This window comes from Buttiauxella sp. AC142 (assembly GCF_979253435.1).
This window is the reverse complement of record NZ_CEEDCH010000001.1, coordinates 2,039,491-2,059,077: the sequence shown is the minus strand read 5'-3', so window position 1 is coordinate 2,059,077 and position 19,587 is coordinate 2,039,491. Positions and strand designations below refer to the sequence as shown.

Genomic DNA, 19,587 nt, shown 5'->3' with positions numbered 1-19,587 from the left:
GGGAGAAAACAAGGCTGATATTACCCCGCTCAATAAGCCTATTTTCACAACACAAAAGTCTCTCCGGTTGCCGGAGCAATCACATCCGGCAACCATAATCGTCCCCAGGTTTATCCCACTCGACCACAAAAACCTCTCGCTGATCTCCACAGGCAAACGGCTATAACATCCCTCATCCACCAAAAGAACCCCTTCACCCTGCCAACACGTGGTTTGCAGGAATTGCTCCCAGGTTAATGCCTGCGCGTTAATCTCCCGGCTCCACAACAAATCACGATCTTCGCGCGTAATTGCCGGCCGGTACTGCGTTTTTATACCGGTTACACGGGTGAAGTTTTCCGGTGAAAGAGTTGATTGTTGAGATGAATAGCGAAACCGAATATTAAAACAGTACCCGCGACATGCGGGTGCTCTGCTTATCGCACGTTTTTCGGCAAACAGCCGTAATGCTGACGAAACCGGGCAGTAAATCGCGAACTGGAAAGATACCGCTGCGCGAAGCAATTTCGCCAATCGGCAACGTTGTGGTTTGCAATTGCGCCAGCGCAAAGGACATGCGCACCTCTTCGACAATTTGCCGATAGCTCCGGGATTCCTGTTGCAGTCGCCTGCGCAAGGTTGAAGCGCCCAACGATAAATGCTGGGCAATCTCTTGCGCCGTCCAGAGTTTTGCTGGCGACATCATGATGATTTGCCGTACCTGTTCGGTCAGATTGTAACGGCGCTCGATCAGTAGCGGCAAATCATCACGCACGGCGTGCAATAAATTCCCCCACATAAACTTCAGCCCCTGGCTCATTGGCGCGCATAAAGACACGTACCTGGCTGGCGGGTAGTCCTGAATATAATGTGTTTTAAAGGCGGCCAGTAATTCCGGGGATAACAGTAATAATTCCGAGCGAAATGTACCTTGCGAGACTGGTAACGATGGGGTTTTTCCCCAGCCGGAGGACATGCGCCATGACAACTGCGGCGAGATGTTTGCGCCGCTACAGCCGAAACCCTGAAAAATTTGGTTTTCAGTCAAGGGTTTATTGGCTGAGATATCGCTGCTGGTGAGCGTAAAACTCTGAGCCGCTGAAACATTAAAACTGATTGCGGCTACGATTCCTGCGGCCAGGGTGGCGACTCTTTTCATTGGTTTTCCTCATTATTGAATTGAGTCACCAATGTAAAAGGTGTCGCTTCCCTGTGTTGTGCACAGATGATTTTATTTTGTGCCGAAACGCTCACCCGATGTTTTTATAACTCAACGGTTATTGAATTCCCACAGTCGATTGAAATTCACGTCATTGAGATTTCTGTCCGGCGCGATATTGCCGTTAAACGGGCGAGCGGTGGTTGCGGCACTGCCCCATGGCGATAGAGAATCATAGCCGCCATCAATAGTTGAATTCATGATAACGGCCTGGCTATTCGAGGTTTTCCCCGCTACGTACCCGGTCGCTTTTGCCCCTTGATCCCACGCGCGCCCCAGTTTTGCAAAGTAACCGTTTTTAAAACCTGCATCGGTCGTAAAGCGGCTATTTTTCACCAGGAACCCGTAAGGATTATCAGGTAGCGTATTCGGTGCCAGCACGAAAGCTTCGTTCTTCTGGCGTGAAGAAACGGTGTGGAAATGGACGTTATCAAACACCGCATTCGCACGGCCAAATACGTAATCCACATCGCCTTCGATGTAGCTGTCCTTCACCAGCACACGGCTGATTCGGTCTGTCACGTAGCGGTTTTTCGCGTCGCTGGTGTTCACAAAGAACGTGTCCTGGCGGCCAATTAAGCGCACATTTTCGATTTGAACTTTATCGCCATCAGTGCGTAAAGCCACTCCCTGATGCGGCCCGTCATCTACGGTATCGAGCAGAGAGTTAACCACGCTCAGGTTCATTAACTGGAAGCCATGGTTTTGCGACCAAAGCACTGCCGCACAGGTTGTTGCCACTGCCGCAGCGGTTTTGGTGGCGCAGGTTTGGTACATTTCCCAGGCCGGATCGCCAGGTTGATATTGCGCATTTGGATTGACTGTTTTCCGCCAGACTTCCGGTGAAATCATCGAATCCAGCGCCAGCTGTATCGTCACTTGCTCGGGCTTTTCGCCCCCGCCCAATAACGTCACTGGCGGTGCATCCATCGGAATGTAAACCGTGCCTTCGTACACCCCCGGAAGAATTATTATCACGATTCGCTGATGAGATTTTGCCGCTTTTATGGCGGCGTTCACGGCCTGTTGTACGGTCTGATACGGCGCATTTTTTCCGACAATCCAGGGGGTATCAATACCCTTAAAATCCAATGTCTCAGGCGTCCACGGGTCGTTTTGCGCCCCCGCAATCATTCCTCCTCGAGCAAAGTAATGCTGCTGGGTGAAACTTTGCGCTTCAGACTGGCTTAAAATCGGCCGGGGTTGGCTGCCCGGAGCCTGTCGGTGTGAGGTGGTCGATGAAGTACATCCTTGCAATACCAGAGGGAAACACAGCACAGCTAAAGCAGAGTAACGAGGTAATGACATAAGTTAAGCCCCTGTCTTTTATTAATGTTTTATTTACAAAACCAAAAGCCAATTTAAATAAAACGTCATTTTAAAAACTTGAGCAAACTGGCATTTTCGCATTCGTCATAAGGAAGAAATCGGTAGGTGGCATTTATTTATCTTTTCTGCCAGGATTCTCACATCTATCAACCTACTGAATATATAAGGAGGCCCCCATGCAGTTTTGTGAAGTTGTATTTCTTTCACATCCTCTTGGTGATCGCCTGAGCTCAAGCGTTATCGATATCGCACTGCGATAATCCGGCTTGAGCGAAGCAAACCACTGAAAACCCTTCCCTCGGGCTTACCGGGTTATCGTCGAATCTGACGAGGCGTTCTATCGCCTGACTCTTGAGTAAGCAAAATGAGCACATTATTAACCGCACAATCTCTTAGCCTTGATACCGCTTTTGGCCCTCTGCTGGCTGACATCACCTTTACGCTGAAAAAAGGCGACCGACTGGGCTTAATCGGCCATAACGGCTGCGGCAAAAGCACCCTTCTGAAACTGCTCGATGGCACTATTTCTCCCAATAGTGGCAGCGTGACGCGTGCGCATCACTGCCTGCTGGCACGTGTTGAGCAGCATTTGCCTGAAGATTTGCAAACGCTGACGCTTCTGGATGCGGTGATGGCGCGTCTTAATGAAGCGCAACAACACACCGACGGCTGGCGAGCGCAAGCGCTGCTGGCAAGTATGGGATTTGACGAATCGGCGTGGCAACTGACTGCCGGAACCTTGAGCGGCGGGCAGCACACGCGTCTGTTATTGGCGCGGGCGCTGATCACCGACCCGGATCTTCTGCTGCTCGATGAACCGAGTAACCACCTCGATCTGCCGACGTTGCTGTGGCTGGAGCAATTCTTACGTGACTGGCACGGCAGTTTTGTACTGGTTTCTCATGACCAACATCTGCTGGATAACGTCACCAATGGCACGTGGATTTTGCGCGACCAGCGGCTGAGTTTCTTCCAGCTTCCCTGCACTGAAGCACGTGCGGCGTTAGTTGAGCGAGACAAAACCGACGCCCATCGTCATCAGGCGGAACAGAAAGAAATCGACCGGATTGCGGCCAGTGCGAAGCGGCTCGCCATTTGGGGGCGGGTTTACGACAACGAAGACCTCGCCCGCAAAGCCAAACAAATGGAAAAGCGCGTCGACAAATTAAAGGACAGCCAGACTGAACTTGCGGCCCTGAATCAATGGCAATTAATCCTCAAAGGTGAAGCGTTACCGGCGGACCGATTGCTGGAAATGGAAAACCTGGCGGTTAGCCCAGCGCCCGATTGTCCACCGCTGTTTAATCTCCCGATGCAGCGCCTGAAAAGTGGCGATCGGGTTGCCATTATTGGCCGTAACGGTTGTGGCAAATCGTCGCTGTTGCGCCTGCTGTGGCAGCATTATCAGCAACCGCAAAATGACGACGCCATTCGCCTGCATCCGCGGGTGAATATGGGTTATTACGACCAGACGCTGCATCAGTTAAGGGATGGTGACACGCTGCTTGAAGCGCTGGAGCCTTTCGCGGCGTTAACCGAGCACGACCGCAAAATGGCGTTAATCAGCGCTGGATTTGCCTGGTTGCGCCATGGGCAGACCGTCAGCACGTTAAGCGGTGGCGAGCGTTCTCGCTTGCTGTTTGTCGGGCTGACGCTGGCGCGTTATTCGCTCCTGCTGCTCGATGAGCCGACTAACCACCTGGATATGGAAGGCAAAGAGGCGCTGGCGGAAACACTGCAAAGTTACGATGGTGGAGTGTTACTGGTGACGCACGACCGGACGTTAATCGCCAAAAGCTGTAATCGCTTCTGGCTGATTGATAACGCCGAGCTAAGCGAATGGCACTCTCTGGACGGGCTTTACGCGCAGTTAACGGATGAAAATGCAGCTGAGATATTGTCACCAAGACAAGTCGTCGAAACGGTTATCCATACGGAAACGGAAGCCTGGCTAGAACGACTGGTGGAACTGGAGGAAAAACTTGCGCAGGATTTAGCGCGTAAGCAAAGCCACCAGAAACCCGCATTGCAGCAGGCGTGGCGCGAAGAGATAGCCGCGCTTAATCTGCGGTTAGAACTGGAGTAAGACAAAGTGTCGGATGTCGCTAACGCTCATCCGACCTACGTTTGATTTTGGTGTTGTAGGGTGGATTAGCCGTAGCCGACATCCACCTTTTTACAAAAAACTAGAATGTCGCCCAATTATCGTCTTCGTCTATGATGGCGCGAGATGTCTGAGAGGGTTTCTTGGGTTTTACAATGGGCGTTGACACGCTCTGAGGCCGGTTATTCAGGCGGAAAATCCCCACCGCGGCAGTCAAGCGTGCGGCCTGTTCCTCCAGTGAGTTTGCCGCCGCAGAGGCTTCTTCAACCAGCGAAGCATTTTGCTGCGTCACATTATCCATCTCGTTTATCGCGATACCAACCTGCTCAATGCCACGGCTTTGTTCATCAGACGCGGCGGCAATTTCTTGCATAATATCGGTCACACGCCGCACAGCGCCAACAATGCCGGTCATGGTTTCCCCGGCATGAGCCACCTGTTTTGAGCCATTTTCAACTAACGATACCGACTCGCTGATCAGCCCTTCAATTTCTTTAGCCGCCTGGGCACTGCGTTGTGCCAGTGTGCGTACTTCCGTTGCCACAACCGCAAATCCACGCCCTTGCTCACCGGCTCGTGCCGCTTCTACCGCCGCATTCAGGGCCAGAATATTGGTCTGGAAGGCGATGCTATTAATGACCGCTGTTATCTCGGAAATCTTTCTCGAACTGGCAGAAATGTTGTTCATGGTGCTGACCACGCCGGAGACAATACGTCCGCCGTCGCTGGCTTTATGCGAGGCTTCTTCCGCCAGTTTTGTCGCATGATGGGCGTTATCGGCATTTTGCTTCACGGTGGCGGTTAGCTGCTCCATGCTGGCGGCGGTTTCTTCAAGGGCGGCCACTTGTTGCTCGGTCCGCGCCGACAAATCCGTATTCCCGGCCGAGATTTCACTGGTGCCCTGATAAATCGCTTCGGCACCGTTGCGTACCGCTCCCACAGTGTTCACCAGCGAAACCTGCATCTCCTGCAAATTCTGGTTCAGCTTGCCAATTTCGCTGTTACCGAAAGATTGCGGAGCCAGGGTTAAATCGCCCTGCGCAATATGTTCGATGCGTGTCGCCGCTTGTTGCAGCGGTTGCACCACCACGCGACGCAGCACGACAAAAGTGAAAATAGTTAAGAACACCGCCAGAGCGAAAGCGCCTGCCATCAACATGACGCTCAGATGTGAACGCGTCTGAGCCTGGTCTTTCAGCGCTTCGGCACGGTCCGTACGAATCTGCGCCGCCTGCACTAATACCTTGCTGTAATCAGCATCCAGTTTGCGGGCTTCTTCGTTTTCATGGTTGATGATGGCCTCGAACATACCGTTTTTGGCATATTTCATCATCGGCGCCATGCCTTTATTCAGGTAATCGTCGAACCGGGTGCGCAGTTGGCTATCCAGCGCGTCCCCTTCTTCAACTTTATCCGCACGCGCCATATAAATATCGAAACTGGACTGCGCCTGCTTAATCAGGCGATCGGCCTCGGCGATATTAAATTTCATATCCTCCATGTCAGCCACGCGCCCTGCGGCACCCGCATGAATGATGTTTAAGCGTGCACTGCGCAGATTCGCAGAACTGTCCGAAAGACCAATGCGCACCTGGATTTCATTGGTGACGTCTTGCAGCGCTTTATCGCTTTGAATCAGGAAGTAGCTCGCCATGCCCACGCATAAGGCGAACAGGATTAAGATCCCCGCGAGTATCGAGGTAAATAACGGCACAAGGCGAATGTGATGCCAGAAACGAACGGAGGTTGTTGTGTTTGCCATATCCTTGGTTTCTCATCTTATGTAGGGAGGTTGCTGTAAAAAGGTCATCGGCCTTGAGAAACAAAAGGTTGAGCAATAAGTTGTGGTTTTGTGGCGGGGTTAACAAATCGCTAGTAAATAGTTAAGGCGATCACACTTATCCATGGTTTTTGTAAGGCTTACATCGAAGTTAAACAGGAGTAAACTCTACGTAACAGTAAATGGCGTAGCCGCGTGCGGTCGCTCACAGGACAATGAATAAGCGTTATGAAATTTAAATCTGCCATTAAACCCTATCATGCTGCGGCGGGCGGCTGGGGTTCACTCGAAGCCACTACTCGTTTTGTTATCGACAGCAAACACGCCCTGAAAAACCTGCGCAATCTGATGCGCATGAATAAAGCCAAAGGCTTTGACTGCCCTGGCTGCGCGTGGGGTGACGATAACAAAAGTACTTTTAGCTTCTGCGAAAATGGCGCAAAAGCCGTAACGTGGGAAGCGACTCGCCGCTTCATCGACCACGAATTTTTCGCGCAACACAGCGTCAGCAAACTCTATCAACAAAGCGATTATTTCCTTGAATATCAAGGGCGACTCACTGAACCGCTGCGCTATAACCCACAAACAGACCATTACGAAGCCATCCGTTGGGATGACGCGTTTGCGCTGATTGCCCAGCATATAAAGGCAATGGACCACCCCGACCAAATGGAGCTGTACACATCCGGGCGTGCCAGCAACGAAGCCTCGTATCTGTATCAGGTGTTCGGGCGCATGACAGGCACCAATAACTTCCCGGATTGTTCGAATATGTGCCATGAGGCCAGCGGTGGCGGCCTGAAGCGCAGCATAGGCGTCGGCAAAGGCACCATTCATCTGAACGATTTTGACAAAGCTAACGCCATTTTTGTGTTTGGCCAAAACCCCGGCACCAACCACCCGCGTATGCTGCACAGCTTGCGTCACGCCGCTGAAAACGGTGCGCAAATTGTCACTTTTAATACCCTGCGCGAACGCGGGCTTGAGCGTTTTGCCGATCCGCAAAAACCGCTGGAAATCGTTACGCCTCTTGCTGGCACCATCAGCACTTATTATTACCAGCCGAATTTAGGCGGTGATATGGCCGCCATTCGCGGCATGGCGAAAGCCCTGTTGGAAACGCATTGTCTGCAACTGGCGAACGGTGAAAATGGTATTTTTGACCAGTCATTTATTGATGAAAATACCCACGGCGTTGAGGCATGGTTTGCCGAAATCGACAACACGGCCTGGACGCACATTACTCATCAGTCGGGTTTAAGCGAGCCGCAATTGCGCGATGCCGCCAGCGTCTGGCAGCAGGCCGAGCGCGTGATTTGCACCTGGGCGATGGGGATTACGCAACACAAACATTCGCTGAATACGGTGCGCGAAATCGTCAACCTGCAACTGCTGGGCGGCCATCTGGGTAAACCTGGCGCGGGTCTTTGCCCGGTGCGCGGCCACAGTAATGTGCAGGGAAATCGCACCATGGGGATTGATGAAAAACCCTCAGCAGCATTACTTGATAGCCTCGCGGCCCATTTCGATTTTGAACCGCCGCGCAAGCAAGGCCATAACACCGTTGAAGCCATTGCCGCGATGCTGCGCGATGAGGTGAAAGTTCTTATTGCTTTGGGTGGCAATTTAGCCGCTGCCGCGCCGGACAGTCCGCGCACTGAAGAAGCGCTCAAGCGATGCGGCCTGACGGTTCATATCAGCACCAAACTGAACCGCAGTCACCTTGTCCCCGGCAAAGCCGCGCTGATTTTACCGACACTTGGACGCACCGAAGAAGATATGCAAGCCAGCGGGCGGCAGTTCATCACCGTTGAGGACTCGTTCAGCATGGTGCATGCGTCGGAAGGTATCGGCAAACCGATTGCTGATACACAACGCTCTGAAACCGCGATTGTGTGCGGGATAGCGAATGCGGTGCTTGGGCAAGAAAAGATGAACTGGCTGGCGCTGGCTGATGATTACAACCTGATTCGTAACCATATCGCCGCCACGCTGCCGGGCTTTAAAGATTTCAATCAGCAGTGTGAAAAACCCGGTGGTTTCTATCTTGGCAACGCCGCCGCGCAACTGCGTTTTAACACGCCAACCGGCAAAGCCGAATTTAGCGCCGCCCCACTCCCTGACTCGTTATTCGGCGAATTGAACGCGCCGTTTACGCTGCAAACTTTGCGCTCACACGACCAGTACAACACCACGATTTACGGGCTGGATGACCGTTACCGTGGGGTTTATGGGCAACGCGAAGTGTTGTTTATCAACGCAGAAGATCTGGCGGAACTTGGGCTGCAAGACGGCGATTTAGTGGATATCGAAACCGTCTGGAATGATGGCATCACTCGCAAAGTTAGCGGCTTTAAAATCGTCCCTTACAACATTCCGCGTGGCAATCTGGCCGCCTATTACCCGGAAACGAACCCATTGGTTCCTTTAACCAGTGTTGGTGATGATACAGGCACGCCGACTTCAAAATCCGTACCGGTAAAAATCAGCCGCACCGTTTCTGTTGAAAGCCAGCGTATCGCGTAATCTCCCCGCCCTTGCCCATTAATGTCGGATAACGCCCTGTTATCCGACCTCGCAACCCACTCCATTACCTATTCGCAATAAATGCGAGATTTCTCATTAACAACTTTGCAATATTATAACGGGAGATTATGATACCCGCACAATTAACCATTTGGTTCGTTATGCGGTTTTATCATAAAGAAGCAAAAGGAAAATGCTTCGACAGGAGAACGTTATGGCAATTTACACCCCCCCACGCGGCCTGGCATTAGGGCTGTTATGGGTTCTCAGCGGGCTAATGGCGCTTATTGGCCTCGCGATAGGTATTGGCGGCGCTTACCTGGTCGCGCTCGGCGGCAGCGGGTATTTCCTGGTGATGGGCATCGTCATGCTTATTTCCGCCGTACTGATTTTGAGAAAGAAAACCTCCGGGCTGGTGCTGTACGGCGCGGCATTTATCGGCTCGATTATTTGGGCAATCAGTGATGCAGGTTGGGATTTCTGGCCGCTATTCTCACGCTTGTTTACGTTTGCTGTGCTGGCATTTCTGGCCGCGATTGCCTGGCCGATTTTGCGTGCAGCCAATAGTCATGCTCCGGTAAAAAAAGCGCCGGCTTATAGTCTCGCCGCGCTGCTCGCGATTTGCATGCTGGTGAGCGCAGGCTGGATGTTTGTGCCACAGGTGCAGGTGACGGCCAACGAAGATGTGCCCGTGAAACCAGTGGCACCAGGTGATGCGCAAAAAGACTGGAAGCACTGGGGCAACACCACTCACGGCGACCGTTTCGCTGCCCTTGATCAAATCAACAAAGGCAACGTTTCAGATTTAAAAGTGGCCTGGACTGCACATACCGGGGATATCCCGCAGAGCAACGGTTCCGGCGCTGAGGATCAGAACACGCCATTGCAGGTTGGCGACACGCTGTTTGTCTGCACGCCGTACAGCAAAGTGCTGGCGCTGGATGTCGATTCTGGCAAAGAAAAATGGCGTTTTGACAGCCACGCCACGGCACCAAACTGGCAGCGTTGCCGGGGTTTAGGCTATTTCGAAGAAACCACGCAGAAAGCCGCAGCGACACTCGCTGAACCGGCGCAGCCTGTGGCGTGCCCTCGCCGGCTGTTCCTGCCAACTACCGATGCGCGCCTGCTGGCGATTAACGCGGATAACGGCAAGCTGTGCGAAGACTTTGGCGAACACGGTACGGTCGATCTCAAAGCGGGTATGGGCGAAGTGAAACCGGGTTACTACCAGCAAACTTCCACGCCGCTTGTCGCCGGGAATGTGGTGGTGGTCGGTGGGCGCGTGGCGGATAACTTCTCCACCGGCGAGCCTCCGGGCGTGGTTCGTGCTTATGACGTGCATACCGGCAAACTGGCATGGGCCTGGGATCCGGGCAATCCAGCGATTACCGGTCTGCCACCGGAAGGGCAAACCTACACGCGCGGCACACCAAACGTGTGGTCCGCGATGTCATATGACGCGAAGCTGGGGCTGATTTATTTGCCGACCGGTAACGCGACGCCTGATTTCTTCGGCGGCACGCGTACTGCGCAAGACGACAAATACAGCTCGTCAATTGTCGCGGTAGATGCGGCAACCGGTCAGGTGCGCTGGCATTTCCAGACCACTCACCACGATTTGTGGGACTTCGATTTACCGTCACAGCCGCTGCTTTATGACCTGCCAGATGGTAAAGGCAGCACCACGCCGGTGATCGTGCAGACATCCAAACAAGGCATGATTTTCATGCTCAACCGCGAAACGGGTGAACCGGTCGCGAAGGTGGAAGAACGCCCGGTTCCACAAGGCAACATTGAAGGCGAGCGCTATTCAAAAACCCAGCCGTACTCCGTCGGGATGCCAATGATTGGCAATGAAACACTGAAAGAGTCGGATATGTGGGGGGCGACGCCGATCGATTTGCTGATTTGCCGTATCGAGTTCAAAGGCATGCGCCACGAAGGTGTTTACACGCCTCCGGGCCTGGATCGCTCGCTGCAATATCCAGGATCGCTCGGCGGCATGAACTGGGGCAGCGTTTCCGTTGACCCGAACAACAGCCTGATGTTTGTTAACGATATGCGTCTGGGCCTGGCGAACTACATGGTGCCACGCGCTAATGTAGCGAAAAATGCCAGTGGCATTGAGATGGGTATTGTTCCGATGGACGGCACGCCGTTTGGGGCAATGCGCGAGCGTTTCCTCTCACCGCTGGGTATTCCATGCCAGAAACCGCCGTTTGGGACGATGTCAGCCATCGATCTGAAATCAGGGAAAGTGGTGTGGCAGGTTCCGGTAGGCACCGTGCAGGACACCGGTCCGCTGGGCATTCGTATGCATCTGCCAATCCCAATCGGTATGCCAACGCTGGGCGCATCGCTTTCAACCCAGTCAGGCCTGCTGTTCTTTGCGGGTACGCAAGATTTCTATCTGCGCGCGTTTGATACCGCAAACGGCAAGGAAATCTGGAAGTCTCGCCTGCCAGTGGGCAGCCAGTCCGGCCCGATGACCTATGTGTCACCGAAGACCGGCAAGCAATACATTGTGATTAACGCAGGCGGAGCGCGTCAGTCTCCAGACCGTGGCGATTACATTATTGCTTACGCGTTGCCAGACGCGAAATAAGCCCAAAAAAACGGGTGCTTTTGGCACCCGTTTCTACATTAAGTCATTACTTCACATCCACCTGGTAGAAAATGTGTTTACCAAACGGATCAACTTCATAGCCCGTCACTTCTTTGCGAACCGGCTCGAAAATCGTCGAGTGCGCAATCATCACCGCAGGCATTTGGTCATGCATCATCTGCTGCGCTTCTTTATACAATTCGACGCGTTTTTCATGGTCGCCTGAAGCTCGAGCTTCAAGAATCAGTTTATCAAACGGCTGATAACACCATTTCGCCGAGTTAGAGCCGCCATCAGCTGCACGGCAGGTAAACAGCGGGCCGAAGAAATTATCCGGGTCGCCGGTTGCCGTGGTCCAGCCCATCAGCGCTGCCTGATGCTCACCGTCTTTCACGCGTTTTAAATACTCGCCCCACTCGTAAGTCACCACTTTTGCCGTCACGCCAATTTTGGCCCAGTCGGCCTGAATCATCTCGGCCATGCGTTTAGCATTCGGGTTATACGGACGCTGCACCGGCATCGCCCACAGGTCGATAGTCAACCCATCGGCAAAGCCCGCCTCTTTAAGCAACGCTTTGGCTTTTTCCGGGTCGTATTCGTAATCTTTCAGCGACTCGTCAGCACTCCATACGCCTGGCGGGAGCAGGTTTTTCGCCGCGGTTCCGGTACCACGGAATACCGCGTCAATAATCGCAGGTTTGTTGATAGCCATGGCCAGCGCCTGGCGAACTTTCACATTATCCGTTGGTGCTTTTTGCGTGTTAAAAGACAGGAAACCGGTATTCAGCCCTGCTTTTTGCATCAGATTAATATCGGCGTTTTCCTTCAGGCGCGGGAGATCTGCCGGATTAGGGAATGGCATCACCTGACATTCATTCTTTTCAAGTTTTGCGACGCGTACCGAAGCATCCGGCGTTATCGAGAATACCAGTTTGTCGATTTTTGCTTTGCCCTGCCAGTATTCCGGGAATGCGGTAAACAGAATGCGCGAGTCTTTTTGGTATTGCGCCAGGCGGAACGGCCCGGTGCCAATCGGGTCCATATCCACGCGTTCCGGCGTACCGGCTTTTAACATGTTATCGGCATATTCAGCCGAAAGAATAGAAGCGAAATACCAGCCGAGATCGGCAATAAAGGGTGCTTCGGGGTGAGTCAGGGTGAAGCGCACCGTATTATCATCGACCTTATCAATAGCGGTGATTAATTTACCGAATTCTAAACTTTCGAAATTGGAATAGTTTCCGTTGGAAACATTATGGTAGGGATGCTTTGGATCTTTCTGACGCATAAACGAGAAAATGACATCGTCAGCGTTGAAATCGCGCGTCGGCTTAAAATATTTGTTGCTCTGGAATTTCACCCCTTTACGTAAGTGGAAGGTATAAACCTTACCGTCTTCGCTGACATCCCAGCTTTCTGCGAGGCTTGGCTGTAACTCAGTGGTGCCCACTTTAAAATCCACCAGTCGGTTATAAACTGGTACTGCGCTAGCATCAACACTGGTGCCCGAGGTATATAACTGTGGGTTAAAGTTTTCCGGCGATCCTTCAGAACAATAAACCAGAGTTTTTGCCGCAACAGTGGAACTGACTGTTACCGCCGCTATTATCAATGCAAGCTTTGTGGCTTTTCTTGTGATGTGAATGTTCATATTTGCCCTATTATTTATAATTTTCCTGACCCAGAAAGAATAACGCTTGTACTCAACAACGTAATACATAACATTAAATATCGATTGCAAACAAACGAATATATTCAATAAAGGAATAACAATGTCATCGCCACTTGCAGACCAATTAACACAACGCTTCTTCCGCTATCTGGCGATTACCAGCCAAAGTCAGGCTGGCGCTGCCACATTGCCAAGCACGCCCGGCCAACATGAAATGGCAAAATTACTGGCGCAAGAGTTGCGTGAATTCGGTCTGGATGATGTAGTTATCGACGAGCACGCCACCGTGACCGCCGTCAAAAAAGGCAATGTTCCCGGTGCGCCGCGCGTGGGGTTTATCACGCACATTGATACGGTTGATGTGGGGCTTTCACCGGATATTCACCCGCAGGTGCTGCGCTTTACCGGCGATGATTTGTGTCTTAACCCAGAGAAAGATATCTGGCTGCGTACCGCTGAACACCCGGAAATCCTGGCTTATCCGAACGAAGAGATCATTTTCAGCGATGGCACCAGCGTGCTGGGCGCGGATAATAAATCTGCCGTCACTGTAGTGATGACGCTGCTGGAAAACCTGACGGAGGATATGAAGCACGGCGATATTGTGGTCGCATTTGTCCCGGATGAAGAGATAGGTTTATGCGGTGCAAAAGCGCTGGATCTGGCCCGTTTTGCCGTTGATTTTGCCTGGACCATCGACTGCTGTGAATTAGGTGAAGTGGTGTACGAAAACTTCAACGCCGCTCATGCTGAAATTCGTTTTACCGGCGTCACCGCGCACCCGATGTCCGCCAAAGGTGTATTAGTGAACCCGCTGCTAATGGCGCATGATTTCATCAGCCATTTCGACCGCCAGCAAACCCCAGAGAATACCGAAGGCCGCGAAGGTTATATTTGGTTTAACGGCATGAACACCACACAAAACGACGCAATACTGAAAGCCAATATTCGTGATTTTGACACGCAGAATTTTGAAGCGCGTAAACAGCAATTACGCGATGTCGCAGAAAAAATTGCCGCGCAACACCCTACCGCAAAAGTTGAAATTACTATCAGCGACACATACAGCAATATCAGTAATGCCATTAAAGACGACCGTCGCGCTATTGATCTTATTTTCGAGGCCATGAAGGAATTAGATATCGAACCTAAGGTTATTCCTATGCGCGGTGGCACCGATGGTGCGGCACTTTCAGCAAAAGGGTTATTAACGCCGAACTTCTTTACCGGTGCGCATAATTTCCATTCTAAGTTTGAATTTTTGCCGTTGAGAGCGTTTGAAGCCTCTTATAACGTGGCGCTGAAACTTTGTCTGTTAGCGGCTAAATAAGTCCGGTCATTTACAAAACGGTGGATGAATCGGCATTCATCCACCCTACAAAAAGAATAATGACTATACGCCGTTAATCGACGCCCCTCCGTCCACTAAGGACGCAGTACCCGTCACAAATGACGATTCATCAGACGCCAGCCATAATACGGCGCGCGCGATTTCTTCAGGTTTCCCAACGCGTTTGAGCGCGTGCAGCCCGGTAATAAATGCCTGCGATTCCGCCGTATCATTCATATCGCGATACATATCGGTATCCACCGCGCCCGGTAAAACAGAATTGACGCGAATATTCTGCGGACCAAATTCCGATGCTAACGCCTGCGTCAGCCCAATTAACCCGGCTTTGCTGGCGGCATACGAGGCGACTTGCGGGAATGCGAAACTGTAGCCAACGAAAGTTGAAGTGAAGATAACCGAGCCGCCACCGTGTTTGAGCATTTCGGCAATTTGGTGTTTAGCTCCGAGGAAAGATCCGGTCAGATTGATGGCAACCGCATTGGCAAACCCTTCAGCTGAGACTTCAGTACTCGGGCCGTTTTCACCTAACGTCCCCGCATTGTTGAAGGCGATATCCAGACGCCCCCATGTTTGCACTGCTTTATCCACCAGCGCTTTAGCGTAGGCTTCTTCGCGCACATCGCCCGTTACGGCGACGGCCTCGCCTCCCGCAGCTTTGATTTCATCAACCAGTTGAGCAAGTTCGGCTTCACGCCTGGCACCGACGACCACTTTTGCGCCTTCAGCGGCGAACAGTTTGGCGGTGACATATCCGATGCCAGAACTGGCTCCGGTAACAATGGCAACTTTATCGGCTAATCGTTTCATGAGAAGACCCCAGTGAAGCGGTCAGAATTTGACCGCCCATGGAGTATGGTATCGGGATGCGATTATTGCATTGTTGGCTATATGGGCGCCCTCACCCCGGCCCTCTCCCCCTGGAGAGGGAGAAAACCAAGCGATCCCTTCTCCCTCAGGGAGAGGGTTAGGATGAGGGTTGTTTTTGATTACGACGTAATCTGTTCCATCGCCTGCAAAATGCGCTTATCAGAAATCGGGTACGGTGTGCCTAATTGCTGTGCGAAGAAGCTGACGCGCAGCTCTTCAATCATCCAGCGGATTTCCTGTACGTCGTCGTCAACGCGGCGGGCTGGCGGCAGTTTATTCAGCCACTGCTGCCAGGTTTGCTGCACATGTTCCACTTTCAGCATTTGCACCCGGTCACGATGCGGATCGACCGCCATTTTCTCAAGGCGTTTCTCGATAGCATTCAGATAACGCAGCGTATCGCCTAAACGTTTGTAGCCATTTCCGGTGACAAAACCGCGATACACCAGGCCGCTCATTTGCGCTTTCACATCTGACAAACCGAGCGCCATGGTCATGTCCACGCGCCCTTTCAGCCGTTTGTTGATGTTGAACACCGCCGTGAGGATTTGTTCGACCTGCTTCGCAATTTCCACCACGGTTTCGTTGAGTTCTGCGCGAACTTTCTCATGCAGCGCCGCAAAACCCTCTTCGCTCCAGACCGGGCCACCGGCCTGCGCAATCAGCTTATCGACGCCGCAAGAAATACAGTCATCAATCAAATCCATCACTTTGCCGTACGGGTTAAAGTACAGGCCGAGTTTGGCTTTGTTCGGCAGCTTTTCATGCAGGTATTTAATCGGCGATGGAATATTCAGCAGCAGTAAACGGCGCAAACCCCGCCACATCGCCTGTTGCTGTTCGAGCGGATTATCAAACAGCTTGATAGCCACGCTCTCTTTTTCATCCACCAGCGCCGGGAATGCCTTCATGCGGTAATTGCCGCGTTTTTGCTCGTAGCTTTCCGGCAGTGAACCAAAGCTCCAGATGTGTAGGCCGCTTTGTTCGATACCGTCGTCTGCGACCGCCGAGAGGGTTTGCTGAACTTTGTCTTTCAGCCCCCCTTTCAACTCGGTGAGGTCTTTACCCTCTTTGAGCTTTTTATTGTGCTCATCAACGATACGGAACGTCATTTTCAGGTGATCGGGCACCTGATCCCAATGCCAGTCTTCACGGTCAATGGTAATGCCCGACATACGGCGGAATTCGCGCTCTAAACTTTCCAGCAGCGGCAATTCCAGCGGCGTGGCACGACCTAAAAACGCTTCGGCGTAGTTTGGCGCAGGCACAAAATTGCGGCGTACTGGCTTAGGCAATGACTTGATCAGCGCAATGACCAGTTCACGGCGCACACCCGGGATCTGCCATTCAAAACCGGCCTCTTCAACCTGGTTTAACAGCGGCAGCGGAATATGCACGGTGACACCATCGGCATCCGCGCCCGGTTCAAACTGGTAAGTCAGACGCAGCTTGAGATTGCCCTGATGCCAAAAGTTCGGATAGTCGAGCTTGCTGACCTGTTCCGCGCCCTCTTTGATCAACATGCTCTTTTCGAAATTGAGCAGGTCCGGCGTCTCTTTACTGGTCTTTTTCCACCAGTTATCAAAGTGGCGAGCAGAAATGACATCGTGCGCAATGCGTTGGTCGTAAAACTCAAACAGCGTGTCGTCGTCCACCAGGATGTCGCGGCGGCGGGACTTGTGCTCAAGTTCTTCAATTTCATTGCGCAACTTGAGGTTGTCGCGGAAGAACGCATGGCGGGTCTGCCAGTCGCCTTCAACTAACGCATGGCGAATAAACAGCTCACGGCAAAGTGCCGGGTCAATCTGGCTGTAGTTCACGCTGCGGGCGGCAACAATCGGCAAACCGTACAACGTGACTTTTTCTGTCGCCATGACCGCACCCTGCGATTTCTCCCAGTGCGGTTCGCTGTATGAGCGTTTGAGTAAGTGCTGCGCCAGCGGCTCTACCCATTCCGGGTCGATACGGGCCGCAATGCGCCCCCACAGGCGGCTGGTTTCCACCAGTTCGGCGACCATCGTCCATTTTGGCGGTTTCTTGAATAAACCGGAGCCTGGGAAGATGGAGAAACGGGCGTTACGCGCCCCGGTGTATTCCTGTTTATCGGCATCTTTCTGGCCGATATGGGAAAGCAAGCCGGTCAGTAATGCACAATGAACGGAGCGGAAATCCGCTGGTTCGCTGTTGATCGGCAAACCAAGTTCTTTCACCACCTGGCGCAATTGGGTGTAGATGTCCTGCCACTCGCGCACGCGCAGGTAGTTGAGATAATCGAGTTTGCACTGGCGGCGGAACTGGTTCGACGACAGCTCTTTTTGCTGCTCGCCGAGGTAGTTCCACAGGTTCACATAGGCCAGGAAATCAGATTCTTTATCGTGGAAACGACGATGTTTTTCGTCAGACGCCTGCTGTTTGTCCATCGGGCGCTCGCGCGGGTCCTGAATCGACAAACCGGCGGTGATGATCATCACTTCACGCACGCAGCCAAATTTCTGCGCTTCCAGCACCATACGCGCAAGGCGTGGGTCGACCGGCAATTGTGCAAGCTGACGGCCAGAAGACGTTAACTTGTAGACGCTGAGATCGGCCTCGCTGGTAATCGCGCCAAGTTCTTCAAGCAAGCGCACACCGTCCTGAATATTGCGTTTGTCCGGCGCTTCAACGAACGGGAATGCGGCAATATCGCCAAGGCCCAGCGAAGTCATCTGCAAGATAACGGACGCCAGGTTGGTGCGCAGAATTTCCGGGTCGGTAAATTCCGGGCGCGACAGGAAATCGTCTTCGGAATACAGACGAATACAGATCCCGTCGGAGACACGCCCGCAACGGCCTTTACGCTGGTTTGCCGACGCCTGCGAAACCGGTTCAATCGGCAAGCGCTGCACTTTGGTACGGTAGCTATAACGGCTGATACGCGCCGTGCCGGGGTCAATGACGTATTTAATGCCCGGCACGGTGAGCGAGGTTTCAGCCACGTTTGTCGCCAGCACGATGCGACGCCCGACGTGCGACTGGAACACCCGGTTTTGTTCGCTATTTGATAAGCGTGCATACAGCGGCAGCACTTCGGTGTGCGGCAGATTCAGCTTGTTGAGCGCATCAGCGGTGTCGCGAATTTCGCGCTCACCGCTCATGAAAATCAGAATGTCTCCGGCGCTTTCGTGGCCTAGCTCATCAACCGCATCAAAAATCGCCTGTAGCTGGTCACGGTCTGTATCGTCAGCATCTTCAACAATCGGGCGATAACGCACTTCCACCGGGTAAGTACGGCCAGAAACTTCGATAATCGGCGCATTGTTGAAATGGCGCGAGAAGCGTTCCGGGTCGATGGTCGCTGAGGTAATAATGATTTTCAGATCCGGGCGACGCGGCAATAATTCACGCAAATAGCCCAGCAGGAAATCAATGTTCAGACTGCGTTCGTGCGCTTCATCAATGATGATGGTGTCGTACTGCATCAGCAGTCGGTCTTGCTGAATTTCAGCCAGCAGGATGCCGTCGGTCATCAGTTTGACCATGGTGTTTTCACTGACGTGATCGGTGAAACGCACCTTGTACCCGACGCACCCGCCCGGTTCGGTTTGCAACTCTTCGGCAATACGGTTGGCGACGGTTCGCGCCGCCAGACGGCGCGGCTGCGTGTGACCAATCAGCCCTGTTAACCCGCGCCCCAGTTCCATGCAAATTTTTGGCAACTGCGTGGTTTTACCTGAGCCAGTTTCGCCCGCCACGATAACGACCTGGTTATCACGAATGGCGTCGTAAATATCCTGTTTCTTCTGGCTAACAGGCAGGTTTTCAGGGTAAGTGATTTTTGGGCGCGAGGCTGCGCGCAGCAGAACCTTACCGGCTGCCGCTTCGATTTCCTGGGCCAGTGCATCTAACACCGCCTGTTGCGATTCAGGATTTTTCACCTTCTTCGCGCCATGGATTCGACGGGAGAAGCGTTGTCTGTCGCGTAGCATTAAGCCGTCGAGGCGAGAGAATAATGAGGACAGTGAGGGTTTTATGTTTTCCATTGCGTAGTCATCTGGGCAGCGCACTGCCTGGTAAGTCTGTATCGTGAATTGGCGCTAGATTAGCACATCACGCCTTTTGACGCCTTGTTCAATAAAATCGAACATAGAGTTCGATATATTGCGCTATCACTGCAAT

9 protein-coding genes and 1 pseudogene are annotated in these 19,587 nt (G+C 52.6%); 4 read left to right on the top strand and 6 right to left on the bottom strand.

Annotation, left to right across the window (positions count from 1 at the left end):
• Positions 1-416: 416 nt before the first annotated feature.
• Together AC0IWZ_RS09440 and AC0IWZ_RS09435 are read right to left on the bottom strand one after the other, a co-directional pair.
• Positions 417-916: pseudogene (locus AC0IWZ_RS09440) on the bottom strand (helix-turn-helix transcriptional regulator); the annotation flags it as partial.
• A 333-nt stretch (positions 917-1,249) separates the two neighbouring features.
• Entirely contained in the window at positions 1,250-2,506 is a 1,257-nt protein-coding gene (locus AC0IWZ_RS09435; RefSeq protein ID WP_471677487.1) for a putative acyl-CoA thioester hydrolase, read from the bottom strand.
• Positions 2,507-2,891: 385 nt separating this feature from the next.
• Between AC0IWZ_RS09435 and AC0IWZ_RS09430 the strand changes: the two genes are divergently transcribed.
• Positions 2,892-4,613, top strand: coding sequence for an ABC-F family ATP-binding cassette domain-containing protein (locus tag AC0IWZ_RS09430; protein ID WP_471680497.1), 1,722 nt, complete (start codon positions 2,892-2,894; stop codon positions 4,611-4,613).
• Positions 4,614-4,713: 100 nt separating this feature from the next.
• Here the strand turns inward: AC0IWZ_RS09430 and AC0IWZ_RS09425 are convergent, their stop codons facing one another.
• The gene (locus AC0IWZ_RS09425) at positions 4,714-6,393 is read right to left on the bottom strand and encodes a methyl-accepting chemotaxis protein (RefSeq protein WP_471677489.1); all 1,680 of its coding nucleotides are present in this window, start codon (positions 6,391-6,393) and stop codon (positions 4,714-4,716) included.
• Between the two features lie 246 nt (positions 6,394-6,639).
• Here AC0IWZ_RS09425 and AC0IWZ_RS09420 point away from each other — a divergent pair, with 246 nt between their 5' ends.
• Both AC0IWZ_RS09420 and AC0IWZ_RS09415 read left to right on the top strand, forming a co-directional pair.
• Positions 6,640-8,937, top strand: coding sequence for an FdhF/YdeP family oxidoreductase (locus AC0IWZ_RS09420; RefSeq protein WP_471680496.1), 2,298 nt, complete (start codon positions 6,640-6,642; stop codon positions 8,935-8,937).
• A 214-nt stretch (positions 8,938-9,151) separates the two neighbouring features.
• Entirely contained in the window at positions 9,152-11,542 is a 2,391-nt protein-coding gene (locus AC0IWZ_RS09415; RefSeq protein ID WP_471677491.1) for a glucose/quinate/shikimate family membrane-bound PQQ-dependent dehydrogenase, read from the top strand.
• Between the two features lie 46 nt (positions 11,543-11,588).
• Here AC0IWZ_RS09415 and AC0IWZ_RS09410 read toward each other — a convergent pair whose 3' ends face one another.
• Positions 11,589-13,193 (bottom strand): ABC transporter substrate-binding protein, encoded by a 1,605-nt coding sequence (locus AC0IWZ_RS09410; RefSeq protein WP_471677492.1) that lies wholly within the window; start codon positions 13,191-13,193, stop codon positions 11,589-11,591.
• Positions 13,194-13,314: 121 nt separating this feature from the next.
• Between AC0IWZ_RS09410 and pepT the strand changes: the two genes are divergently transcribed.
• Positions 13,315-14,544 (top strand): peptidase T, encoded by a 1,230-nt coding sequence (gene pepT / locus AC0IWZ_RS09405; protein WP_471677493.1) that lies wholly within the window; start codon positions 13,315-13,317, stop codon positions 14,542-14,544.
• Positions 14,545-14,607: 63 nt separating this feature from the next.
• Here the strand turns inward: pepT and AC0IWZ_RS09400 are convergent, their stop codons facing one another.
• Positions 14,608-15,372, bottom strand: a complete 765-nt coding sequence (locus AC0IWZ_RS09400) for an SDR family oxidoreductase (RefSeq protein ID WP_034495256.1) — start codon at positions 15,370-15,372, stop codon at positions 14,608-14,610.
• A gap of 179 nt (positions 15,373-15,551) precedes the next feature.
• Positions 15,552-19,451 carry an ATP-dependent RNA helicase HrpA gene (gene hrpA, locus AC0IWZ_RS09395; RefSeq protein ID WP_410372499.1) on the bottom strand — a complete coding sequence of 1,300 codons (3,900 nt, stop codon included), beginning with the start codon at positions 19,449-19,451 and terminating at the stop codon, positions 15,552-15,554.
• Between the last annotated feature and the right edge of the window lie 136 nt (positions 19,452-19,587).

Bases quoted from the DNA above. Each gene is read 5' to 3' on its own strand.
- AC0IWZ_RS09425 (WP_471677489.1), bottom strand. From the start codon at position 6,393: ATGGCAAACACAACAACCTCCGTTCGTTTCTGGCATCACATTCGCCTT.
- hrpA (WP_410372499.1), bottom strand. From the start codon at position 19,451: ATGGAAAACATAAAACCCTCACTGTCCTCATTATTCTCTCGCCTCGAC.
- AC0IWZ_RS09410 (WP_471677492.1), bottom strand. From the start codon at position 13,193: ATGAACATTCACATCACAAGAAAAGCCACAAAGCTTGCATTGATAATA.
- AC0IWZ_RS09415 (WP_471677491.1), top strand. From the start codon at position 9,152: ATGGCAATTTACACCCCCCCACGCGGCCTGGCATTAGGGCTGTTATGG.
- AC0IWZ_RS09435 (WP_471677487.1), bottom strand. From the start codon at position 2,506: ATGTCATTACCTCGTTACTCTGCTTTAGCTGTGCTGTGTTTCCCTCTG.
- AC0IWZ_RS09400 (WP_034495256.1), bottom strand. From the start codon at position 15,372: ATGAAACGATTAGCCGATAAAGTTGCCATTGTTACCGGAGCCAGTTCT.
- AC0IWZ_RS09430 (WP_471680497.1), top strand. From the start codon at position 2,892: ATGAGCACATTATTAACCGCACAATCTCTTAGCCTTGATACCGCTTTT.
- pepT (WP_471677493.1), top strand. From the start codon at position 13,315: ATGTCATCGCCACTTGCAGACCAATTAACACAACGCTTCTTCCGCTAT.
- AC0IWZ_RS09420 (WP_471680496.1), top strand. From the start codon at position 6,640: ATGAAATTTAAATCTGCCATTAAACCCTATCATGCTGCGGCGGGCGGC.